This window comes from Magnetospirillum sp. ME-1, assembly GCF_002105535.1.
GTDB lineage: Bacteria > Pseudomonadota > Alphaproteobacteria > Rhodospirillales > Magnetospirillaceae > Phaeospirillum.
In genome coordinates this window covers 1,264,695-1,284,772 of the sequence record NZ_CP015848.1, presented here as the reverse complement: position 1 = coordinate 1,284,772, position 20,078 = coordinate 1,264,695, and the positions used below count along the sequence as shown (strand labels likewise).

At 66.0% G+C, this 20,078-nt stretch carries 19 protein-coding genes; 6 read left to right on the top strand and 13 right to left on the bottom strand.

Annotated elements, in window-relative coordinates; genetic code table 11:
* Nucleotides 1-150: 150 nt before the first annotated feature.
* Complete coding sequence (locus tag WV31_RS05945) at nucleotides 151-1,797, bottom strand: sensor domain-containing protein (protein ID WP_085372697.1); 1,647 nt, start codon at nucleotides 1,795-1,797, stop codon at nucleotides 151-153.
* A gap of 89 nt (nucleotides 1,798-1,886) precedes the next feature.
* On the opposite strand from WV31_RS05945, the gene nudC reads away from it, so the two are divergent.
* Nucleotides 1,887-2,807, top strand: coding sequence for an NAD(+) diphosphatase (gene nudC, locus WV31_RS05940; protein WP_085372696.1), 921 nt, complete (start codon nucleotides 1,887-1,889; stop codon nucleotides 2,805-2,807).
* A gap of 7 nt (nucleotides 2,808-2,814) precedes the next feature.
* Here nudC and WV31_RS05935 read toward each other — a convergent pair whose 3' ends face one another.
* From WV31_RS05935 to aroQ, 7 genes are all read right to left on the bottom strand, one after another.
* A complete protein-coding gene (locus tag WV31_RS05935; protein WP_085375493.1) occupies nucleotides 2,815-3,708 on the bottom strand; it encodes a phosphoribulokinase in 894 nt (297 codons plus the stop codon).
* 12 nt (nucleotides 3,709-3,720) lie between these two features.
* Nucleotides 3,721-5,100 (bottom strand): ribulose-bisphosphate carboxylase, encoded by a 1,380-nt coding sequence (locus tag WV31_RS05930; RefSeq protein WP_085372695.1) that lies wholly within the window; start codon nucleotides 5,098-5,100, stop codon nucleotides 3,721-3,723.
* Nucleotides 5,101-5,323: 223 nt separating this feature from the next.
* Nucleotides 5,324-5,746, bottom strand: a complete 423-nt coding sequence (locus WV31_RS05925) for a deoxycytidylate deaminase (protein WP_085372694.1) — start codon at nucleotides 5,744-5,746, stop codon at nucleotides 5,324-5,326.
* 5 nt (nucleotides 5,747-5,751) lie between these two features.
* Nucleotides 5,752-7,107 (bottom strand): oxygen-independent coproporphyrinogen III oxidase, encoded by a 1,356-nt coding sequence (gene hemN, locus WV31_RS05920; RefSeq protein ID WP_085372693.1) that lies wholly within the window; start codon nucleotides 7,105-7,107, stop codon nucleotides 5,752-5,754.
* A 145-nt stretch (nucleotides 7,108-7,252) separates the two neighbouring features.
* Nucleotides 7,253-8,596: an acetyl-CoA carboxylase biotin carboxylase subunit gene (accC, locus tag WV31_RS05915; protein WP_085375492.1), complete on the bottom strand. Its 1,344-nt coding sequence runs from the start codon at nucleotides 8,594-8,596 to the stop codon at nucleotides 7,253-7,255.
* Between the two features lie 4 nt (nucleotides 8,597-8,600).
* The gene (locus WV31_RS05910; protein ID WP_085372692.1) at nucleotides 8,601-9,050 is read right to left on the bottom strand and encodes an acetyl-CoA carboxylase biotin carboxyl carrier protein; all 450 of its coding nucleotides are present in this window, start codon (nucleotides 9,048-9,050) and stop codon (nucleotides 8,601-8,603) included.
* Nucleotides 9,050-9,517, bottom strand: a complete 468-nt coding sequence (gene aroQ / locus WV31_RS05905) for a type II 3-dehydroquinate dehydratase (RefSeq protein WP_085372691.1) — start codon at nucleotides 9,515-9,517, stop codon at nucleotides 9,050-9,052. The genes WV31_RS05910 and aroQ overlap by 1 nt, the downstream gene beginning before the upstream one ends.
* 184 nt (nucleotides 9,518-9,701) lie before the next feature.
* Between aroQ and WV31_RS05900 the strand changes: the two genes are divergently transcribed.
* Together WV31_RS05900 and WV31_RS05895 are read left to right on the top strand one after the other, a co-directional pair.
* The gene (locus WV31_RS05900) at nucleotides 9,702-10,481 is read left to right on the top strand and encodes a PstS family phosphate ABC transporter substrate-binding protein (protein WP_145980767.1); all 780 of its coding nucleotides are present in this window, start codon (nucleotides 9,702-9,704) and stop codon (nucleotides 10,479-10,481) included.
* Nucleotides 10,481-11,857 carry a sensor histidine kinase gene (locus WV31_RS05895; protein ID WP_237051512.1) on the top strand — a complete coding sequence of 459 codons (1,377 nt, stop codon included), beginning with the start codon at nucleotides 10,481-10,483 and terminating at the stop codon, nucleotides 11,855-11,857. The genes WV31_RS05900 and WV31_RS05895 overlap by 1 nt, the downstream gene beginning before the upstream one ends.
* Here WV31_RS05895 and WV31_RS05890 read toward each other — a convergent pair.
* Nucleotides 11,788-12,990, bottom strand: a complete 1,203-nt coding sequence (locus WV31_RS05890; protein WP_145980766.1) for a hypothetical protein — start codon at nucleotides 12,988-12,990, stop codon at nucleotides 11,788-11,790. The two genes, WV31_RS05895 and WV31_RS05890, sit on opposite strands and share 70 nt — an antisense overlap.
* Nucleotides 12,991-13,217: 227 nt before the next feature.
* Between WV31_RS05890 and thiS the strand changes: the two genes are divergently transcribed.
* Nucleotides 13,218-14,192, top strand: coding sequence for a sulfur carrier protein ThiS (gene thiS / locus WV31_RS05885; RefSeq protein ID WP_085372688.1), 975 nt, complete (start codon nucleotides 13,218-13,220; stop codon nucleotides 14,190-14,192).
* A 111-nt stretch (nucleotides 14,193-14,303) separates the two neighbouring features.
* A complete protein-coding gene (locus WV31_RS05880; RefSeq protein ID WP_085375491.1) occupies nucleotides 14,304-14,999 on the top strand; it encodes an alpha/beta fold hydrolase in 696 nt (231 codons plus the stop codon).
* Between the two features lie 4 nt (nucleotides 15,000-15,003).
* On the opposite strand, the gene WV31_RS05875 is transcribed toward WV31_RS05880, so the two are convergent.
* Both WV31_RS05875 and WV31_RS05870 read right to left on the bottom strand, forming a co-directional pair.
* A complete protein-coding gene (locus WV31_RS05875; RefSeq protein ID WP_085372687.1) occupies nucleotides 15,004-16,323 on the bottom strand; it encodes a sensor histidine kinase in 1,320 nt (439 codons plus the stop codon).
* Nucleotides 16,324-16,409: 86 nt separating this feature from the next.
* Nucleotides 16,410-17,039, bottom strand: coding sequence for a ribonuclease T2 family protein (locus WV31_RS05870; protein ID WP_085372686.1), 630 nt, complete (start codon nucleotides 17,037-17,039; stop codon nucleotides 16,410-16,412).
* Between the two features lie 127 nt (nucleotides 17,040-17,166).
* Here WV31_RS05870 and WV31_RS05865 point away from each other — a divergent pair, with 127 nt between their 5' ends.
* Nucleotides 17,167-17,943, top strand: a complete 777-nt coding sequence (locus tag WV31_RS05865) for a hypothetical protein (protein WP_237051511.1) — start codon at nucleotides 17,167-17,169, stop codon at nucleotides 17,941-17,943.
* On the opposite strand, the gene WV31_RS05860 is transcribed toward WV31_RS05865, so the two are convergent.
* On the bottom strand, nucleotides 17,940-19,334 hold the full coding sequence (locus WV31_RS05860) for a heavy metal sensor histidine kinase (RefSeq protein WP_085372685.1): 1,395 nt from the start codon (nucleotides 19,332-19,334) through the stop codon (nucleotides 17,940-17,942). The two genes, WV31_RS05865 and WV31_RS05860, sit on opposite strands and share 4 nt — an antisense overlap.
* Nucleotides 19,331-20,005 (bottom strand): heavy metal response regulator transcription factor, encoded by a 675-nt coding sequence (locus WV31_RS05855; protein WP_085372684.1) that lies wholly within the window; start codon nucleotides 20,003-20,005, stop codon nucleotides 19,331-19,333. The genes WV31_RS05860 and WV31_RS05855 overlap by 4 nt, the downstream gene beginning before the upstream one ends.
* Between the last annotated feature and the right edge of the window lie 73 nt (nucleotides 20,006-20,078).

Below are 20,078 nucleotides of genomic sequence, written 5' to 3'. Positions count from 1 at the left end.
CCTGACATCGGAACTCCTCCCTCGGCAGGCCACCCCTCTCCCCTGGGATGACGCCAGATGGCGGAAAAATGTCACTCCGCATTACAGGGCGCTTTGACGTTGGTCAAAAGACCCCACTGAAGTGAGGGCAAAACTTACCGTCACGCGAGATCAGGCGTGAACCAGCACCCTTTGGCGCATCATGCGTTCGAACTCTTCGGCCGGTACCGGACGAGAGTAATAGAACCCTTGCACGGTATCGCATCCATTATTGCGCAGGAACATGATGTGCGCGGCGATTTCCGCGCCTTCCGCCACCACCTCCAGGTTGAGACCGCGCGACAGGCCGATGATGGCCCGGGCGATCTCGGCGGTCTTGGGATTGGTGTCCACATCGGCGATGAAGGCGCGGTCGATCTTGAGAGTGGTGATGGGGAAGCGCCCCAGATAGCTGAGCGAGGAATAGCCGGTGCCGAAATCGTCGATGGACAGCCCGACGCCCAGATCGCGCAGCGCCTTCATCTTGCGCACCGCCGTATCCACGTCGTTCATCAGCATGCTCTCGGTGATCTCGAGCTCCAGCCATTTGGGATCCAGGCCGGAGGTTTCCAGCGCCTCGGTCACCGTCTCGATCAGGGCGCGCGAGCGGAACTGCCGCGCCGAGACGTTCACCGACACCTTCAAGGGATCGAAGCCGGCATCCTGCCAGCGCCGGTTCTGCACGCAGGACTCACGCAATATCCAGGTGCCGATGGCCTCGATCTGCCCGCTTTCCTCGGCCACGGGGATGAACTCGCCGGGCGAGACCATGCCGCGCTCGGGATCCATCCAGCGGATCAGCGCCTCGGCGCCGACGATGGTGTCGCGGTCGGCCGAAACCTTGGGCTGGTAGAAGACGACGAATTCCTCGTTGGCCAGGGCGCGGCGCATGCGGCCTTCAAGCTCCAGCCTGGACTTGGCCTTGCGGTTCATGTCCTTGGAGAAGAACTGGTACTGGTTGCGGCCCGAGACCTTGGCGTAGTGCAGCGCGTTCTCGGCGTGCTTGACCAGCTGGGAACTGGAATCGGCATCCAGGGGATAGACGCTGATGCCGATGGAGAAGGTGATCACCACCTCTTGGCCATCCAGGGCGAAGGGTTCCTTGACGGCGTTCAGCGCCTTCTCGGCGACGATGACGCTGTCGTCGGTGTCGGCGATGGCCATGACCAAGGCAAACTTGTCGCCGTCCAGGCGCACCGCCGTATCGGTCTCGCGCACGCACATCTTGAGCCGGCGCGCCACCTCGATCAGCAGCCGGTCGCCGGCTCCGTGGCCCAGCGCGTCGTTGACCAGGGTGAAGCGGTCCAGCCCCATCATCATCAGCGCCACCGAACCGCCGGTGCGGTTGGCCTGCAGCACCGCCTGACCGATACGGTCGGCATACAGGTCGCGGTTGGGCAATCCGGTCAGCGAATCGTAGCCGAAGGTGGCGTTCTCGCCGTTGGCATCCTCGGCCACGGCGGGGCGCACCACGCAGAGATAGCGGTCGGGAAAATCGGCGGCCGAATTGATGGCGGCGGCGGTCACCTCGAAGGGCCGCTCCCTGCCGTCGGGACAGGTGACCATGCCCTGCCAGCGTCCGCCCGCACCGGGTGTCAGGGCCCGGTAGATCATGCCGGCCGCCAGGCGGGAAACCTCGGCTCCGCCCGACGAGGTAAAGCCCATCAGCGTCTCGAACGCCGGGTTCGAGCGCAGGGGGTTGCCTTCGCCGTCGGCGATGATCACCGCGTCGCGAATGGAGTCGAGCAGGCCGTTGAGAAGCGCTTGGATATCATTCATGGGTCACCGTGGGCGACAATCTTCCAAATTGCCAACGGATTCGCAATCTTCTTCTCGCCGCCATCTTTTCGTCATGCCAATCTGCCGCCATGACCACCGCCATTCTCTATTCCGGTCTCGGCCTGGATCGCGCTCATTGCCTCCGCCGAGACGGGGACATCGCCGAGCTCATGCGCCGTCCGGGCGCCCGCTTCACCCTCTACTGGCGCGGCCGCCAGCTGGTGGCCGGCACCCCGCCCGCCATCCGCTGGCTCGACCGCGCCTATGGCCTGCGCCTTGCCGAGGCCACCGCCGGCAATTGCCTGCTGCTGGGCGAGGATGGGGCGGGGCCGTTGCTGGCGCTCGACGTCTCGGGACTGGAAGCGGGCGAGAACGGGCCGGAAATGGGCGGCAACTGGGTGTGGCTGCGCTCGGTGGGCGGATTGCTGCCCGCCCAGGATTCCGCCCTGCTGGCCTATGCCCGGGGCGTGCTGGTCTGGCGCGAGAAGACCCGGTTCTGCGCGTCCTGCGGCGGCGCGCTGCTGGTCCAGGATTCCGGCCATTCGACCAGATGCGCCTCCCCCTCCTGCGGCGCCCTGCATTTCCCCCGTACCGACCCGGCCATCATCATGCTGGTCACCGATCCGGCGGGCCGCGCCCTGCTTGGCCGCCAGCCGGTTTGGACGCCCGGCATGTATTCCTGCCTGGCCGGCTTCGTCGAGCCGGGGGAAGCGCTGGAAGACGCCGTGGCCCGCGAAGTGTGGGAGGAGGCCGGCATCAAAATCCGCTCAACCACGTACGTAGCGAGTCAGCCCTGGCCCTTCCCCTCCTCCCTGATGATCGGCTTCAACGCCATGGCCGAAGGGGGCGAGCCGGTGGCCGACCCGCACGAGATCGAGGACGTGCGCTGGTTCACACGCGACGAGGTCAGCACCTTCGGCGAGGCCGACCGCCCCGGCGCCGAAGGCCGCTTCCTGCCCCGCCGGGATTCCATCGCCCGGGTGCTGGTGGAGGCTTGGCTGAAGGGCTGATCGCCGCTCACCCCAGCAGGGCGCGGCGGTCCTCCATGATGCGGCGCAGGATGGGGGTGAGGATCAGTTCCATGGCCAGCCCCATCTTGCCGCCCGGCACCACGATGGTGTTGCGCCGGCTCATCCACGAATCCTTGAGCATCTGCAGCAGGAAGGGGAAATCGACGCGAAAGCGGTCGGGCTTCCTGAAGCGGATCACCACCAGGCTCTCGTCGGCGGTGGGAATATCGCGGGCGATGATGGGGTCCGAGGTGTCGACGATGGGCACCCGCTGGAAGTTGATGTCGGTCAGCTTGAACTGCGGCACCACGTAGTGAACGTAGTCGTGCATGCGGCGCAGGATGGTGTCCATCACCGCCTCTTCCGAATAGCCGCGTTCGGAGGTGTCGCGGTGAATCTTCTGAATCCATTCCAGATTGATCACCGGCACCACGCCGATCTTCAGGTCCACGTGCTGGGCGACGTTGTTGTCCTTGGTGGCCACGCAGCCGTGCAGGCCTTCATAGAACAGGCAGTCGGTATCCTCGGGCAAGTCCTCCCACGGGGTGAACTCGCCTGAAGCAACGCCCAGATGGGCGAAGCGGGCCGCCTCCTCCTCGTTGTGGACGTAAAAGCGCCGCTTGCCCCGCCCGGTATCGCCGTACGAGGCGAACAGCTCCTCGAGCTGGGGGAACAGGTTCGCCTCGGGGCCGAAATGGCTGAAGGTACGGCTGCCGGTCTTCTCGGCCTCCTTCATGGCCCTCTTCATGTCGGCGCGGTTGTAGCGGTGGAAGCTGTCGCCCTCGACCACCGCCGGCTTGATGCCTTCACGGCGGAACATGTGTTCGAAGGCTTCCTTGACCGTGCTGGTCCCCGCCCCCGACGAGCCGGTAACGGCGATGACCGGATGTTTTCTCGACACGATATACCCCACTCAAGCGGCGATGCGCAGGCGATCTCGCCAGCCGGGATACAGCCGATCCGCGTCGGACGCAAAGGATTCGAAGGCAGCCTTAAGTTCAGGGTGGCCCTGGGCGTAATCCACCAGATCGATTCCCGCCTGCCACGCCTCGTGCGCCTGGCGCAACGACAGGGCGCCGGCGACGGGGCCGTCCTTGTGCCCGAAGGCGCCGCCGCCCGAGGTCTGGATGACGTTGGAATGGCCGAGATTGTCGAAGAATCCCGGCAGCCGCAGCGCGTTCATGCCGCCCGAGATGATCGGCGTGCAGGCCATCATGGAGCCCCAATCCTGGCGGTAATGGGTTCCATCGGCCAATGGCCGCTCCAGCATGTAGGCCACCATCCTCTCGTCGGGGGCGCCTTCCATCTTGCCGTACCCCATGGTGCCGGTATGGATGCCGCTGGCCCCGATCAGGCGGGCCATCTTCATGTGCACCAGGACGGTGTAGCCGCGCTGGGACTGGCGCGAGGTGACGGCGCCGTGCCCCGCCCGGTGGTAGTGCAGGAAGGTTCCGGGGAAGTTGCGCCGGCAGGTGGTGACCGCCGTGGGGCCGGCCACGAAGCCGTCCACCAGGAAGGCCACGTGGGAGGCGTTCTCGCCGAAGGTCTTCAGAATGAACTCGCCGCGCGCGATCATCTCGGCCGGATCGTCGGCGGTGATGTTGGCGGAGAACAGCTTGGGGATTCCGGTCTCGTCCTGGGCGCGGCGCATGGCATCGGCCACCAGGATCATGGTCTCCTTGAAGGGAGCGAAGACCTGGTTGCCCTGGGGCTCGTCGTTCTTGATGAAGTCGCCGCCCAGCCAGAACTGGTGGCAGGCATCGGCGAAGGGCTTGGGCCGCAGGCCCAGCTTGGGCTTGATGATGGTGCCGACCACCATGCCGCCGTTCTCTCGCGGACGGCCCAGCACCGTCCACATGTGGGAGATGTTGACCGCCGGGCCGTCGAACAGCGCCAGGAAGTCGGGCGGCACCCAGAAATCCTCCATCTTGGCGTGGTCCACGTCGCTCATGCCCTGGTTGTTGCCCACGGCGAGCGTCAGGAACGAGGCGATCATCGCCTTGCCATCAATGATGTTGCGGTCGAACAACTCCACCGGATAGGCGATCTTCATCAGCCCGCTGGCCTCGTCGGCATGATAGACCAGGGCATCGACGCCACGGGTGAAGTCGTCGGTGGTGCAGACCTCCACATTGGTGCCGGTGGAGGATTCCGCGGCGAAGTGGGCCGCGGTCTCCACATAGCCGTAGCCGGCCCGGGGCCGCATGCGATAGGCGCACAGCACGTGGCGGCCGCCCCTGATCAGGTCGTCCTCGCGCAATCCCAGATTCACATAGCGCTTCGACTGGTCCATGGCGCCGTCGTCTCCCGGATGGTTCTGGGCATTCGCCCTTGTATTCGTGGACGCTACTATGGCGGCCACGGACAGCCGCCGGAACACCCGGAGGGGGAGTATGGGAAAATGACTTGGGTGGGAGCCCCCCACCCGTGGGGAGTGGGCGGAGTGGGAAAACCTACCCACCGTCTTCGACTGAAAGACGCTTCGCTGACGCTCAGCGTGACAGGAAGCTCCCCCCTTACCCCACCTTGACGCCGGATTCCTCGAACATCACCCGGGCGGTGTCGAATTCCTCGGCGGGCATGGAGGTGGTGCCATCGCCCACATGGATCTGCGCCACCCCGGCCTGGATCAGCGAACGGGCGCAACGCGAGCAGGGATAGTGGGTGACGTAGACGGTGCAGCCCTTGAGGCTGACCCCCACCCGGGCGGCATGGGCCACCAGGTTTTCCTCGGCATGGGAGGTCCACAGGTACTTGGCCGGGCGCTCCATGCGCTCGGGCTTGTCCTCGACGCCCCTGGGCAGGCCGTTGTAGCCGGTGGCGCGAATCTCGCCATCGGGCCCCACCGCCACGGCGCCCACCTGGGTGCTGGGGTCCTTGGACTTGCTCGCCGCGTGCTGGGCGAAGCCCATGAAGTAGTCGTGCCAGCTCATGGTCATGATGGTCAGACCGCCTTGGAATGGCGCTGCTCGCCCGCCTTGAGATAGCGGTCGAAGGCGGCGCAGACGGCGCGCACCAGGGTGCGGCCCTCGTCGGTGACATGGATGCGGTGCCCCGTCACCTCCACCAGCCCGTCGGCCTGCAAGGGGGCCAGGGAGGCCAGCTCGGGGCCGAACTGGCCGCCATCGGCGCCATGACGGGCGGCCACCTTGTCCAGGTCGATTTCCAGATCGCACATCAGCCGCTCGATGATCTCGCGCCGCAGGATGTCGTCGGCGGTAATGGCCACGCCGCGCGAGGTGGCGAGCCGCCCCTCGGCCATGGCGCGCTGGTAGGCGTGGACCTCGCCGTCATTGACCACGTAGCCCTGGGGCAGCGAGCCGATGCCCGACGCCCCGAAGCCGATCAGGGTGGTGGCGGAATCGGTGGTGTAGCCCTGGAAGTTGCGGTGCAGCCGCTTGTTCTTCAGCGCGATGGCCATTTCGTCGTCGGGGGCGGCGAAGTGGTCGAGGCCGATCTGGACATAGCCCAGGGTCTCGGTCAGCAGCTTGCAGCCCTGTTCATACTGTTGCCAGCGGGTTTCGGTGTCGGGCAGGGTGTCTTCCGGGATCAGGCGCTGGTGCTTCTTCATCCACGGCACGTGGGCATAGCCGAACAGGGCCACCCGCTTGGGCTTAAAGCCCTTCACCGCCTTGTCGATGGTGGCCAGCAGCCCGTCCAGGGTCTGGTGCGGCAGGCCGTAGATCAGGTCGATGTTGACCTCGGGCACGCCGTGCTTGCCCAGCCATTCCACCACCCGCTCGGTGACCTCGTAGGGCTGGATGCGGTTGATGGCCTGCTGCACCTTGTCGTCCAGGTCCTGCACGCCGATGGAGGCGCGCGTCACCCCCGCCCCGGCCATGGCCTGGACATAGGCCTCGTCGGCGGTGCGGGGATCGAGCTCCACCGCCACCTCGGCGCCGGCTTTAAGGATGAAGCGGGACTTCAACAGGTCGATGGTGCGGACGAAATCCTCGGACGAGAGGATGGTGGGCGAGCCGCCGCCGAAATGGACGTGGCGCGCCGTCATGCGGGTGGGCAGCGCCCCGGCCACCAGACCCACCTCGCGCCACAGGGCGTCCATGTAGGCGGCGACGGGGGCGTAGCGCTTGGTGATCTTGGTGTGGCAGCCGCAGAACCAGCACATCTCGGCGCAAAACGCGATGTGGAGGTAAAGGGACAGTTCCAGCTTGGGATCGATGGCCCCCAGCCACCCCTTATAGGTCTCCGCCGTCACGCCGGGATGGAAATGGGGCGCGGTGGGATAGGAAGTGTAACGGGGAACGCGAAGGTCGTACTTGGCCGCAAGATCGGGGCGCATCTGAGGTATCCCGGAAAATTCGGCCCAAACCTACTCCTTGCTGCCATCCATTGGCAACACCGGGCGGCGTGGGGGTATTCCGGTCAATGGAAAAGGGCGGCCGAACCGGCCGCCCCTTGGTAAATCCGACGATCCTTCGCCCGGCTCAGTTATGCCCGGCCACCCACTTTTCCAGCCAGTGGATATCGTAGTCGCCGTTGACGAAATCGGCATCCTGGACCAGCCGATTGTGCAGCGGCAGAGTGGTCTTGACGCCCTCGATCACGTATTCGCCCAGCGCCCGGCGCAGACGCATCAGCGCCTCGTTGCGGGTGTTTCCGAACACGATCAGCTTGGCGATCATGGAATCGTAATGGGGCGGAATGCGGTAGCCGGCATAAAGCCCCGAATCCACCCGCACGCCCAGGCCGCCGGGGGCGTGATAGCCCTCGATCCGGCCGGGACAAGGCGTGAAGGTCTGCGGGTCCTCGGCGTTGACGCGGCATTCCAGGGCATGGCCGGCGAAGCGCACGTCCGCCTGGGTGTAGCCCAGGGGCGCACCGGCGGCGATGCGGATCTGCTCGCGGACCAGATCGATGCCGGTGATGGCCTCGGTGATGGGATGCTCCACCTGCAGGCGGGTGTTCATCTCGATGAAGTAGAACTCGCCGTTCTCGTAGAGGAATTCGATGGTGCCGGCGTTGCGGTAGCCCAGCTTGGCGATGGCGTCGCAGGCGATCTTGCCGATCCTGGCCCGCTGGTCGGCGTTCAAGGCCGGCGACGGGGCCTCTTCCAGCACCTTCTGGTGCTTGCGCTGCAAAGAGCAGTCGCGCTCGCCCAGATGGACCACGGCGCCGTAATTGTCGGCCAGGATCTGCATCTCGATGTGGCGCGGCTTGCCGAGATACTTTTCCATGTAGACGTCGGCGTTGCCGAAGGCGGCCTTGGCCTCGTTGCGGGCCAGCTTCCAGGATTCGACCAGCTCTTCCGGATTGCGGGCGACCTTCATGCCCTTGCCGCCGCCGCCGGCGGTGGCCTTGATCAGCACGGGATAGCCGATGGATTCGGCCACCGACAGGGCCTGCTCCTCGGAATCGATAGAGCCTTCCGAGCCGGGCACCACCGGAATGCCGGCGTCCTTGGCGGCCTGCTTGGCGGTGATCTTGTCGCCCATCATGCGGATGTGCTCGGCGGTCGGGCCGATGAAGACGAAGCCGTGCTCCTCCACCATCTGGGCGAAGTCGGCGTTCTCGGACAAAAAGCCGTAGCCGGGATGGATGGCGTCCGCCCCGGTGATGGAGGCCGCCGACAGGATCGCCGCCTTGTTCAGGTACGAATCGCGGGCCGAGGGCGGGCCGATGCACACGGCCTCGTCGGCGAGGCGCACATGCATGGCGTCGTTGTCGGCGGTGGAATGCACCGCCACGGTACGGATGCCCATCTCGCGGCAGGCGCGATGGATCCGAAGTGCGATCTCGCCCCGATTGGCGATGAGGACCTTCTCGAACATCATGCTATTCGATGATCAGCAGGGGCTCGCCGAATTCCACCGGCTGGCCGTCGGTCACGAAGATGCGGGTCAGCTTGCCGCCCCGGGGCGCCCGGATGGGATTGAAGGTCTTCATGGCCTCGATCAGCATGATGGTCTGACCTTCCGCCACCATGTCGCCGGGATTGACGAACTTGGGCGAGCCGGGCTCGGGCGCCAGATAGGCGACGCCCACCATGGGCGAGGTCACCGCGCCGGGATGGTCGGCGTCGGAGGCCGACGCCTGGGCCGGCATGGACGCGGCGTGGCCGATGGCCGCCGGAGCGGCGTGGTGCACGGCCACCGGAGCCGCCTGGCGGGCGACGCGGATGCGCATCTCGCCGACACCGTACTCGATCTCGGTGAGGTTAGTTTCATCCAGCAGGGCCGCCAGGGTGCGGACCAGTTCGCTGTCGATGGGAGTCTTGTTGCCCATTATGCCTCTGCATTTCCCTTGATCAGGCGGGCCAGCGCGTCGAGCGCCAGGATGTATCCGTGGCTTCCCAGCCCGCAGATCATCCCCTTGGCCGCCTTGGCCACGTAAGAGTGATGGCGGAACGAATCCCGCTGGTGAATGTTGGACAGGTGAACCTCGATGGCAGGGACCTCGGCCGCCAGCAGGGCGTCGAGAATCGCCACCGAAGTGTGGGTGTAGGCCCCGGCATTGATGACGATGCCGGCGGCGCGGCCGCGGCATTGCTGAATGCGGGTGACCAGCTCGCCTTCCATGTTGGTCTGCGAGAATTCCACCGCCAGGCCAAGCGACGCGCCGTGGCTGCGGCAGGCGGCTTCGATGTCGGCAAGAGTCTCCGACCCGTACAGCTCCGGCTGCCGGGTGCCCAACATGTTGAGGTTGGGACCGTTCAGAATGCTGATTATGGGATCGGGCCTGTTTCTCACCATGGCTGGGTTTATAGCACGGGTCGGCCATCGCGCAAGGCACTGAAAGCGCCGCCCCCCATCCTTCGTCAAGGGTATGCATTCCTCCCTTGCCTAAGGACTGGGGGCTTGGCAAAAGGGATAAGGGACAGGGGGCGCATACAGGAAAACCACGATGAACCTGTGCAGGTTCGGGTTTGTGCTTGGCATGGCGGCACTCGCTGCCGCCATGCCGTCACGGGCGGAAACCATACGCGCCGCCGGCACGGGCGTCGGCATCGCCATTGTCCGCCAGTTGGCGGAACAGTATCGGCGCGACCATCCCGACACCCCCATCTGGGTGCCGGAAAGCGTCGGCACCGGCGGCGCCGTCAAGGGTCTGGCCGCCGGCAAGCTGGACGTGGGCATCCTGGCCCGCCCCCTGAAATCCGGCGAGGTGGAGGGCGGCGCCTCGGTCCCCATTTGCCGCACGCCGCTGGTGTTCTACATCAACGCCGGACGCCGGGACGTGACCTTGAGCCGCCGCGATCTTCCCGCCCTGTTCGCCAATGCCCTGCCGCCGTTTCCCGGCGGCGAGGTGCGCGTGCTGCTGCGTCCCTCGACCGATACCGGCTTCATCCGGCTGCTTGAGACCTATCCCGACCTGGTTCCGGCGGTGACGGCTGCCCGCGACGCCCGCGGCGCGGTCATGGCGCTTACCGACCAGGACGCCATGGAGATGGTCGAGGCCAGCCGCACGCTGTTGACCTTCGGCGCCTTCGCCCCGTTGCTGGCGGAAAAGCGCAAGCTGATCGCCGTCCCCCTGGACGGCGTGGCGCCCAGCCGCGAGACGCTTGAAAGCGGCCATCCGTTCCCCGAAATCCCGCTGGTCCTGGCCTTGCCGCCCTCGGCCACGGCCCAGGCCCGGGCCTTCGTCGATTACGCCCGCTCGCCCGCCGCGTCGGCGTTGCTGCGCGCCAACGGCTGCATTCCCGTGTCCGGTCCCTGATGCCACTGCTCGACACCAGCAGAAGGGTCGTCCATTCCGTCGAGCGGGTGCGGCGGATATTCACGCTGGGCCTGGCGGCGGTGGGGTTTCTGTGGCTGTTCGTCATTCCCGCCTTCGAGGTGTGGGAGCGTTATAGCCGGACCCGGCTCGAGGCCGAAATCCGTCTCGGCCTGGTGGCGGATCAGCTTTCCTCCTTCGTCGCCGCCAATCTGGACGTCTGGGAATTCGAAAGCGTCCGCCTGCCCTCGGTGGTGGCCGGGGCGCTGCGCGGCGGGACCAACCCGCCGTCGCGGCTGGCCTTCATCGACGCCGGCGGCGCGGTCAACGAGTTTCCGGTCCGCGGCGAGGTAGGGCGCTTCAACCTCCGGCTGGAAGACACCGTCACCGACGGAAAGCTGCCGGTGGGCCGGGTGGTGATGGAAGTGCCGCTGGACCAGGCGCTGCAACCCGCCCTGCTGTCGGGGGGAATCGGCCTCGGCTCCATGGCCCTGCTGCTGCTGCTGGCCCGGATGGTCGGGCGCAAGGCCCTGGACCGCTCGCTGGCGGTGATCGAGGAAATCACCGGCAGCCTGTCGCGGCGCGTGGAAGAGCTGGAGGACGCCAGGGCGCAACTGGCCGCCCATTCGGCCCACCTGAAGATGGCCACCCAGGACATCACCCACGTGGCCCTGCTGACCACCCACCACCTGCGCGAGCCGCTGAGGACCATCTTGTCCTACTCGCAGCTTCTGGTGCGCTGGCACCAGGGCGGCGCCGAGGGAGACGAGGGCGCCGGTTACCTGGATTTCCTCAAATCCGGCGTCACCCGCATGCAGGCGCAGTTAAAGGCGCTGTCCAGCTATCTCGGCCTGCGCGAACGCGCCCTGATTCCGGCCAAGGTCTCCCTGGAGGACGCACTCAAGGTCGCCGGGCAAAGGCTCGACAACGCGGTCGAGCTCGAGTGGCGTGCGCTGCCCGAAGTGACGGCCGATGCCGAAATGATCGCCGACCTGTTCACCGAGCTGCTGGCCCATGCCGCCCGCCACCGCCACCCGGACATGAAGCCAATGGTAAGCGTCGGGACGCGCCCCCTGGACGGGGAATGGGAGCTCCGCTTCGCCGACAGCGGCCAGCCTTTGCCTGAGCGCGACCCCGAACGCATGTTCCACCTGCTGGTCCACGCCGAGGGCGGCGCCATGCGCCCCGGCCTGGCGGCGGCCCGTCTGATGGCCTTTCTGCTGGGCGGGACCCTGTGGGCCGAGGAAGGGGAGAACGGCCGGGGCGCCGTGCTGTGCCTCACCCTGCCCGCGCGAGCTTCCGGCGAGGCTCAGGACACCGAAGGCGCCGGTTCGGATACGGACACCGGACCGGACATGCTGTCCTCGACGGGTGGCTGAGCGGTGAACAATTCCCGCTCCGGGATGTGAAGCCAGGTCGCGATCAGGCGCTGTTGCAGGGGCGGCACCGGGTGGGTTTCGACCAGCCAGGTTTCCAGCTCGGCCAGGGGAACCCGGATGCAGTCGGCCAGCTGAGCCGGCGTGGTTCCGCAGGCATTCAACGCCGCCCTCAGCTTGAAGGCCCAGCGCGCTTCCGCCTCCTCGGTCTTGATGATGCCGGCCCCGGCCTTGCAGATCATGCGATAGGCCTCCTCGGCCAGCAGCCCCGAGGCGATGCCGGCGAAGGACACGAAAAAGATGTTGAGATTGTCGGAATCCCCCGACGAGATGGTCAGCTGCCCGGCCTTCAGCAGCACGAATACCACCAGCGACGTCACCATGCCCTGAAAGGGGCGGATCAGGTAATAGGATGCCGGCCGCTCCTCGGACGCGGTCAGCAGGGTCTTGGTCACATGCAGCGTGCTGCCCAGCGCCCCCATGGACAGGGCCAGCAGCAGAGTGAGAATTTCACTGGGCAGGGCGAACAGGCGGGCATATCCGAGCTCCTGCAACGTGTCGGCGGTGGCGGCGGCGCGGTCCACGGCCAGCGGATCGATCTTCAGCCGCGCCGCCTCGGCCGCCACCTGGGGATGCGCCGACCAGGCGGAGCGCAGCACCGCGTGGCGGGCCTCCATGGTTTTTCTCAGATCGCGGATGTCGAATTGCAGCTGCATCATGGCGCCCATCACCGCCGCCCATTGCTTTTCCGTCTCCATATCGACCGGCTTTTTCAGCGTGGCCGACAGCTTCGGCGCCAGATCGTAATTGTCGATGATCGGCTGAAGATCCTGCAAGGCCAGCCCCTGGGCGACGCCGAAATTGCGAAAGTCGGAAATGGCGCCCTGCAGCAGCCGCTCCTTGTCCTCCAACAGCGCCGTTTCGCGCTCCAGCGCCTCGCCTTCCCCGCTTCGGATATCGCGGCCGACGTCGATCATGTGAATCACGTTGGCCGATTCGTCGCCGATGCGCCGGATCAGTTCACTGACGCCCAAGGCTCCCACCGCCACGTAGAGCAGCGCCCCGTAAAGCAGCGCCAGCCATGTCATGGACCCGGCCAACTGCACGAAGGTCTTCGCCCGCGTTGATGTATCCATATCGCCCCCCGGCCTGAAGATACCCATATTAATACAATACTTTTGCAGACATACAACGTCCTTGGGATGCTTCCCAACTCTAATTATTCTTAATAATTGCATACATCCGACAGGGTGGCCAAACATGCCCCATCGCCGAGGGATTGCCTCGCGGGCGGCTCGGTGCCATGTTTCAGGCTCGAACGTGTAAGGGGGCGCGAAGCCCCTTGGATGCAGGGACATCATTCATGAAGCTGGTGATCAATGGCGAGGAGCGGAACTTTTCCGCCTCCATGACCGTCGAGGCCCTGTTGGGCGAGTTGGGTGTCGATTCCCGCAAGGTGGCGGTGGAACGCAATCTGGAGATCGTTCCCAAATCCTCCTACGCCCAGGTGGCGGTGAATGACGGCGACAAGCTGGAAATCGTCGCGTTTATCGGCGGCGGCTCTGGTCCTGCCGACACCTTCACCGTGGCCGGCAAGACCTTTACCTCGCGGCTGCTGGTGGGCACCGGCAAGTACAAGGATTTCGAGGAGACGGCCGAGGCCATCGAGGCGTCGGGCGCCGAAATCGTCACCGTGGCGGTGCGCCGGGTGAACCTGTCCGACCCGTCCAAGCCCATGCTGGTGGATTACGTCAGCCCCAAGAAGTACACCTTCCTGCCCAACACGGCGGGCTGCTACACCGCCGACGAATCGGTGCGCACGCTGCGTCTGGCGCGCGAGGCCGGCGGCTGGAATCTGGTCAAGCTGGAGGTGCTGGGCGACCAGACCACGCTCTACCCCAACATGCCCGAGACCCTGAAGGCCGCCGAGGCCCTGATCAAGGACGGGTTCGAGGTGATGGTCTACTGTTCCGACGACCCCATCCAGGCCAAGATGCTGGAAGACATGGGCTGCGTCGCCATCATGCCCCTGGGCTCGCTGATCGGCTCGGGCTTAGGCATTCTCAACCCCACCACCATCCGCATCATCAAGGAGAGCGTGAAGGTCCCCGTCCTGGTGGATGCCGGCGTCGGCACCGCGTCCGATGCGGCGGTGGCCATGGAACTGGGCTGCGACGGCGTGCTGATGAACACCGCCATCGCCCATGCCAAGGATCCGGTGCGCATGGCCCGCGCCATGAAACTGGCCATCGAGGCCGGGCGGCTGTCCTATCTGGCGGGTCGCATGCCCAAGAAGAGCTATGCCGACCCCTCGTCACCCACCTCCGGCCTGATCTGAGGAGATTCGCGCCATGAACATGGAGACCTTCCTCGACAACCTGATGGTCTACGGCTTCTGGATCGGACTGGGCTTCGGCGTGTCCTGGCTGATCCGCAAACTGGCCGGATGATGGGCCGCGCTCTCGTCCTGCTGCCCGGCCTGCTCAACGACCACCGGCTGTGGTCGGCCCAGGCTGCCGCCCTGGCCGGGCTGGCCGAGGTGATGGTCGGCGACCTGACCCAGGACGATTCGCTCGGCGCCATGGCCGAGCGGGTGCTGGGGGCGGCACCCGCCTCCTTCGCCCTGGCCGGGCTGTCCATGGGCGGCTATGTGGCCATGGAGATCATGCGCCGCGCCCCCCATCGGGTGGAGCGCCTGGCCCTGCTCGACACCACCGCGCGGCCCGACCTGCCCGAGCAGACCCAGCGCCGCAAGGATGCGGTGGACCTGGCCCGTTCGGGCGGCTTCGACAAGATCATGCCGACCATGCTGCCCCTGCTGCTGCATCCCGACCATCTGCGGGACGAGGCCATCACCGGGCTGGCCAAGGACATGGCCAGAATGGTGGGGGCCGAGGGCTTCGCCCGCCAGCAGGCGGCCATCATGGCACGCCCCGATTCCAGGGACTCCCTTGCCGCCATCGCCTGCCCCACCCTGGTGCTGTGCGGCGCCGAGGACGGCTTGACGCCGCCCGACCGCCACGACGAGATGGCGGCGCTGATCAGGGGGGCGAGACGGGTGAGCATTCCCCATTGCGGCCACCTGTCGCCCATCGAACAACCCGAGGCGGTGAGCGCCTCCCTGCGGGAATGGTTGTCGCCGTAGCTCCTCAGGCCCGTAAGGGGAGGCTGAGGGTGAAGGCGGCGCCTTGGCCGGCGGCGCTGGCGACCGAGACAGAGCCGCCGTGGCGCTCGGCGATGCGCTTGACCAGATAGAGCCCCAGGCCGGTGCCCGGTGTGTGCCCCACCGTGCTGGAGCGATAGTACTTCTCGAAGACTTTGGGCAGATCCACGGGCTCGATGCCCGCGCCGTGATCGATCACGCGAACCATGGCCCGGTTGTCCTGCCGGCTGATCTGCACGTCGATGGGGGCCGAAGGCGGCGAGTACTTGCCGGCGTTGCCGAGCAGATTGGAAAACGCCACCGCCAGAAGATCCCTGTCCCCATAGACGGTCAACGCCTCGGCCGGCGACAGGCGAATCAGCCGCGAAGGCGTCAGGTCGGTAAAATCCTTCACCGCCGTTTCCACCAAGGCCCGGAGGTCGATGGGCGTATGGCGGAATTCGCTGGTGGCGATCTCCAGCCAGTCGTCGTCGGTCAGCATGTCGATCATGTGATCCATGCGCCGGACGGCGCGGAAGACCTTGTCGGTCTCCGTCCTTGCGTCCCCCTCCCCCTGCGAGGTGAGGGAGAGAACCGAGGCGGCCCCCGAAATGATGCCGAGCGGCGTGCGGAATTCATGGCTGACCATGGCCATGAAGTTGCGCTGCTCCTGCACCGCCTTGCGCTGGAGGTCGAGGGCGCCTCGGATCTGCTGGTTGTTTTCCTGCAGCGCCAGTTCCGTCCGCTTCAACCGGCCGATCAGCGCTCCGCGATTGGCATGAAAGGTCGCGGCGGCGAAGAACAGGATGGTGCTGAGGCCAAGATTGCACAGAATCGAGAAAACGGCCTTGTGCCTCAGGTCGTAGAGTTCGGGAAAGGAATACCCCAGACCCGATGCCATGGGCATGGAAACAAGGCCGGCGATGCTGACCAGCAGCCAGGCCGTCGTATCCCCGGAAAGCCCGAGCAGAATCACCGAGCAGACCGGAACCAGGAAGATCCAGTGGATGACCGGCGACTCGCTCCCCCCGGTGAAGACGCTGTTGGAGAGGATGGCCACGAACAGGCAATTGGCCAGGAACAGGTTCCCGGTCAGGCGATAGCGCCCAAAGGCGCGGAAAAAGGCCAGAAGCGCCAGGATGATGATGAAGCAGGCGGACATCAGGATTACGCCGATGGCATAGCCGATCCCCAGCGAGGTGAGGATGTAGACCACCGAGTAGACGGAGGTGATCAGGCAGATCTCGATCATCAGGTGATCCCGGGTCACCTGATCGTCGGCCGCCCCATGTCGGACCGGCAGGAAGCCCCTGACGATTGCGTCCATCTTGTCCAGAGACGTGTCTCCCCGGCCTTGAACATCCAGCCACGATACCGGTCTTTCGGCCTATTGAGGAGTGAAAAATTAATACTTCAGTCTAGGACGACCGTACCCGGACAATTGTCGGCCCCGACCACGGTGGGGGGGCATGGAACGGGCGAGAGCTCCTTGTCCAGGCAGATGCGGACCTCGGCCAGCTTTTTGCCCGTGCACGTCACGGTGACGGATTGCGGCGGAACCGGCCAATTGCGCTTCAGGTCGGACACGCGGATACGCCCGGCGCCGCCGGCGCGCAGCGAAGGCGCCAGGCCGAAGGCCGCCACCGCCTGGTTGATCTTGCCGAAATACTCGTCCTGACGGCTGGTGACGCACGAGCCGTGCTTGTCCCATTCATGCTGGCGCAGCGAGGCGCCGATCATCACCTTCGAGGTCTCGTCCACGACGGCCGAGGGCCTTACCCGATCAACCGCCTGACAGCATTGCGGCCATTGGCCCTGGGCATATTGCGGCCACAGGCCATGGACCACGAAGCCGTAATCGACGCCCTTGCCGCATTGCTGCGGATTACGCCGCCCGGATTCCGTATCGCAATAGGCCGGCGCCCACGACAGGCTGAACAGATAGAAGTCAAAGCGCCCCGCTACCCCCCGCACCGGGCCGCACTGCTCGGCCCAGGCGGCGGCCGGAAGAAGAAGCACACCGACTATTACGAGAATTTTCATCTGACATCCTCCGCCGGTCATCCTTTCCGTCTGTTTACGGTTGCCGGGCCTGGAAAGCAATCGGAGCGCGAATTACATTCTTAAGAAATGGATGATAACATCGGCGCAAGGCCATTCTCCGAGGTGAATGATGACGGGCCGGGGGCCGGAACATCTGCGCAAGACCACCAACGTGGTTCTGGACGCCCTGGTCAGGGCGGCGGAGCAGGCTTTGCACGGTCACGCCATCGACATGCGGACCCTGGAAGCCCTGGTGGCCGAACTGAAGGATTCCGTCGCGTTCGACGATTTCTACCGCCGCTCCTACCGCGAGCTGATGGAAGTGGTGGAAGGCGAAAGCATGGAGCAGCGCCGCACCAACGCCTTCGGGCGGCTGATGCTGCATCCGCTGTCGGGGCTGTTTTCCGAAGACAGGCTGGACCGGGTCCTGGTTCCCAACATCTTCTCGTTCCTGCACATGGTGCTGGGCGACGAGGAAGCGGTGGCCGCCGAGCGCTGCAACGCCATCGTCAAGACCCTGAAGGACGACCTGGGCGACCATTTCACCTGGGATTCCTTCTACGCCGATGCCGAGGCCAAGGTCATCTCCTGGCACGTCCTGGTCAAGATCGCCGCCTCGTTCAAGCGCTACGACCTGCGCAAGGACTGGTTCATCAAGCTGATGCAGTACCGCCCCACCACGGTCAGCCTGGCGTCGAACGCCTTCGTCACCAAGGAGCACAGCCCCTACGACGACCCGATCCAGTTCGGCGAGCGGGAATTCTGCATGTTCTTCCACGCTTTGTTCGATCCGCTGCAGAATCTGGACCGCAAGGACGAGGCCGCCTTCCACAAGGAATTCGGCACCGACCCCCACCACCTGATCGGCGGATTCCTGGTCAACCTGGCCACCTGCGCCATTTAGCCGGCGCCGGACCCGTGTCCGGCCCGCAACGCCAGGGTCACCCGCGTTCCCCGCCCCACCTCGCTTTCCACCGTGACCGATCCGCCGTGCAATTCGGCGATGGCTTTGACGATGGCCAGCCCCAGCCCCATATGCCCGCCGCCGGTTTCGCGTGCCCGGTCGACGCGAAAGAAGCGGTCGAACAGCCGGGGAACGTCGGTGGAGGGGATGCCGCAGCCGGTATCACTCACCGTGATCCGCACCACATCCCCGTCACGGCCGGCTTCCATGGCGATTCGCCCGCCCGGCGGCGTGTAGCGCACCGCATTGGCCACCAGGTTGATGACGGCGCGGCGCAGCAGCACCCGGTCGCCCAGGGTGTCGAGTCTGGACGGGGAAGCCGCGACGGTCAGGCTGATGCCGGCCTCCGATGCCAGGGGGTCGTAAAACTCGCGTACCGCCTCCAGTTCGGCGACGACATCCAGCGCTTCGCGGTTGACGGTCACCGACTGGTTCTCGACGCGGGACAGGAACAGCAGGCGCTGGACCATGTCGGACAGGGCGGTCAATTCCTCGCGCACCGATTCCAGCACCTCGCGGTATTCGCCCGCCGGCCGTTCGGCGGTCAGCGCCACATCGATCTGGCTGGTCATCACGCCCAGCGGCGTGCGCAATTCATGGGCGATATCGTCGGTGACCTGGGCCACCCGGTCGAACGATACCTGCAGACGGTCGAGCATGGCGTTGAAGCTGACGCCCAGGGGGCGCAGCTCTTGGGGCAGACTGCCCGCCTCGATGCGGCGGCCCAGGGTCGCTCCGCCCACCGCCCTCACCGTCTCGGCCAGGTTCTGCAGCGGCCGGATGCCGTGGCGGACGATGTGGTAGCCGGCGATGCCGCTCAGAATCAGCGCCACCAGCGAGGCCACCCACAATCGCCCGCCGGTGGGGGCCAGCAGCCGGAATTCCGAGGCCTCGGACGCCACCTGGACGATCATGGGGGCGTCTCCGCCGCTGGCCCGGCTTACGGCCCAATACTGGCGGCCCGACCGGCCACGCACCAGGACCGGCCGCCCGCCCGACGCCATCCCCAGATCGGGAAATTCGGCGCTCATGTCGTGGATCTCGGCCAGGACCTTGGCGTCGCCGCCCAGAATGCGGACCAGGCCGGGCGCATCGGCCGGCAGCAGCGCGGGCAGGCTGGGCGGCCCGACCGCCCCCACGGCCATGCCCACCTTGAGCGCCAGGTACTCCGCCCGGGCGATGACGTATTGCTCCTCCTGGGCGGACAGAACCGGCGCCAGGGTGAGATAGGTGAACACCGCCTTGGCCAGCAGGGTCGCCACCGAGGTGAAGATGAACAGGATGGTCAGCCGCCCGGCGATGGAGCGGAAGGCCCGGGGCAGCACGCTCATCCCGCGTCGTCCAGGGCATAGCCGACACCCCGCACCGTCTTGATCAGGCGGCGCTCGAAGGGATCGTCGACCTTGATGCGCAGACGGCGGATGTGAACGTCCACCACATTGGAATCGCCATCGAAATTCATGTCCCAGATCTGCTGGGCGATGTAGTGACGCGACAGGATCTCGCCCGGCCTGCGGGCCAGGAGATGCAGCAGGGCGAATTCCTTGGGCGTCAGGTCCAGGCGGGTTTCGCCGCGAAAGGCGGTCATGCGGGCGGGCTCCAGCTTCAGGTCGCCGACGGTCAGGACGTCGGGCTGGCGCACCGGCCCACGCCGCAGGATGGTCCTGATCCGGGCAAGCAATTCGGCGAAGGCGAAGGGCTTGGGCAGATAGTCGTCCGCGCCCAGTTCCAGCCCCTTGATGCGGTCGCTGACGCCATCGCGGGCGGTCAGGAACAGGGCCGGCACCTGGACGCCCCGCCCCCGCAATTCGGACAGCACGGACCAGCCATCGCGGCCCGGCAGCATGACGTCGAGAATGAGCAGGTCGTATTCGCTGATCAGCGCCATGCCCAGGCCGTCGTCGCCGGTGGCCGCCACGTCCACCACGAAGCCGTGCTCGCGCAGGCCCTTGGCGGTGAACTCGGCGATCTTCCTTTCGTCTTCGACCAACAGGACTTTCACGGCGCGGCTCCCAGCCAACTTTAATTCTGGCGTCATGCTGGTGCAATCTCGCCCGTATAAGCTTGCCCCCGCG

What these genes read in the sequence shown, in the direction of transcription:
- WV31_RS05945 (WP_085372697.1), bottom strand. Translation starts at nt 1,797, where the DNA reads ATGAATGATATCCAAGCGCTTCTCAACGGCCTGCTCGACTCCATTCGC.
- nudC (WP_085372696.1), top strand. Translation starts at nt 1,887, where the DNA reads ATGACCACCGCCATTCTCTATTCCGGTCTCGGCCTGGATCGCGCTCAT.
- WV31_RS05930 (WP_085372695.1), bottom strand. Translation starts at nt 5,100, where the DNA reads ATGGACCAGTCGAAGCGCTATGTGAATCTGGGATTGCGCGAGGACGAC.
- WV31_RS05925 (WP_085372694.1), bottom strand. Translation starts at nt 5,746, where the DNA reads ATGACCATGAGCTGGCACGACTACTTCATGGGCTTCGCCCAGCACGCG.
- hemN (WP_085372693.1), bottom strand. Translation starts at nt 7,107, where the DNA reads ATGCGCCCCGATCTTGCGGCCAAGTACGACCTTCGCGTTCCCCGTTAC.
- accC (WP_085375492.1), bottom strand. Translation starts at nt 8,596, where the DNA reads ATGTTCGAGAAGGTCCTCATCGCCAATCGGGGCGAGATCGCACTTCGG.
- WV31_RS05910 (WP_085372692.1), bottom strand. Translation starts at nt 9,050, where the DNA reads ATGGGCAACAAGACTCCCATCGACAGCGAACTGGTCCGCACCCTGGCG.
- aroQ (WP_085372691.1), bottom strand. Translation starts at nt 9,517, where the DNA reads ATGGTGAGAAACAGGCCCGATCCCATAATCAGCATTCTGAACGGTCCC.
- WV31_RS05900 (WP_145980767.1), top strand. Translation starts at nt 9,702, where the DNA reads ATGGCGGCACTCGCTGCCGCCATGCCGTCACGGGCGGAAACCATACGC.
- WV31_RS05895 (WP_237051512.1), top strand. Translation starts at nt 10,481, where the DNA reads ATGCCACTGCTCGACACCAGCAGAAGGGTCGTCCATTCCGTCGAGCGG.
- WV31_RS05890 (WP_145980766.1), bottom strand. Translation starts at nt 12,990, where the DNA reads ATGGATACATCAACGCGGGCGAAGACCTTCGTGCAGTTGGCCGGGTCC.
- thiS (WP_085372688.1), top strand. Translation starts at nt 13,218, where the DNA reads ATGAAGCTGGTGATCAATGGCGAGGAGCGGAACTTTTCCGCCTCCATG.
- WV31_RS05880 (WP_085375491.1), top strand. Translation starts at nt 14,304, where the DNA reads ATGGGCCGCGCTCTCGTCCTGCTGCCCGGCCTGCTCAACGACCACCGG.
- WV31_RS05875 (WP_085372687.1), bottom strand. Translation starts at nt 16,323, where the DNA reads ATGGACGCAATCGTCAGGGGCTTCCTGCCGGTCCGACATGGGGCGGCC.
- WV31_RS05870 (WP_085372686.1), bottom strand. Translation starts at nt 17,039, where the DNA reads ATGAAAATTCTCGTAATAGTCGGTGTGCTTCTTCTTCCGGCCGCCGCC.
- WV31_RS05865 (WP_237051511.1), top strand. Translation starts at nt 17,167, where the DNA reads ATGATGACGGGCCGGGGGCCGGAACATCTGCGCAAGACCACCAACGTG.
- WV31_RS05860 (WP_085372685.1), bottom strand. Translation starts at nt 19,334, where the DNA reads ATGAGCGTGCTGCCCCGGGCCTTCCGCTCCATCGCCGGGCGGCTGACC.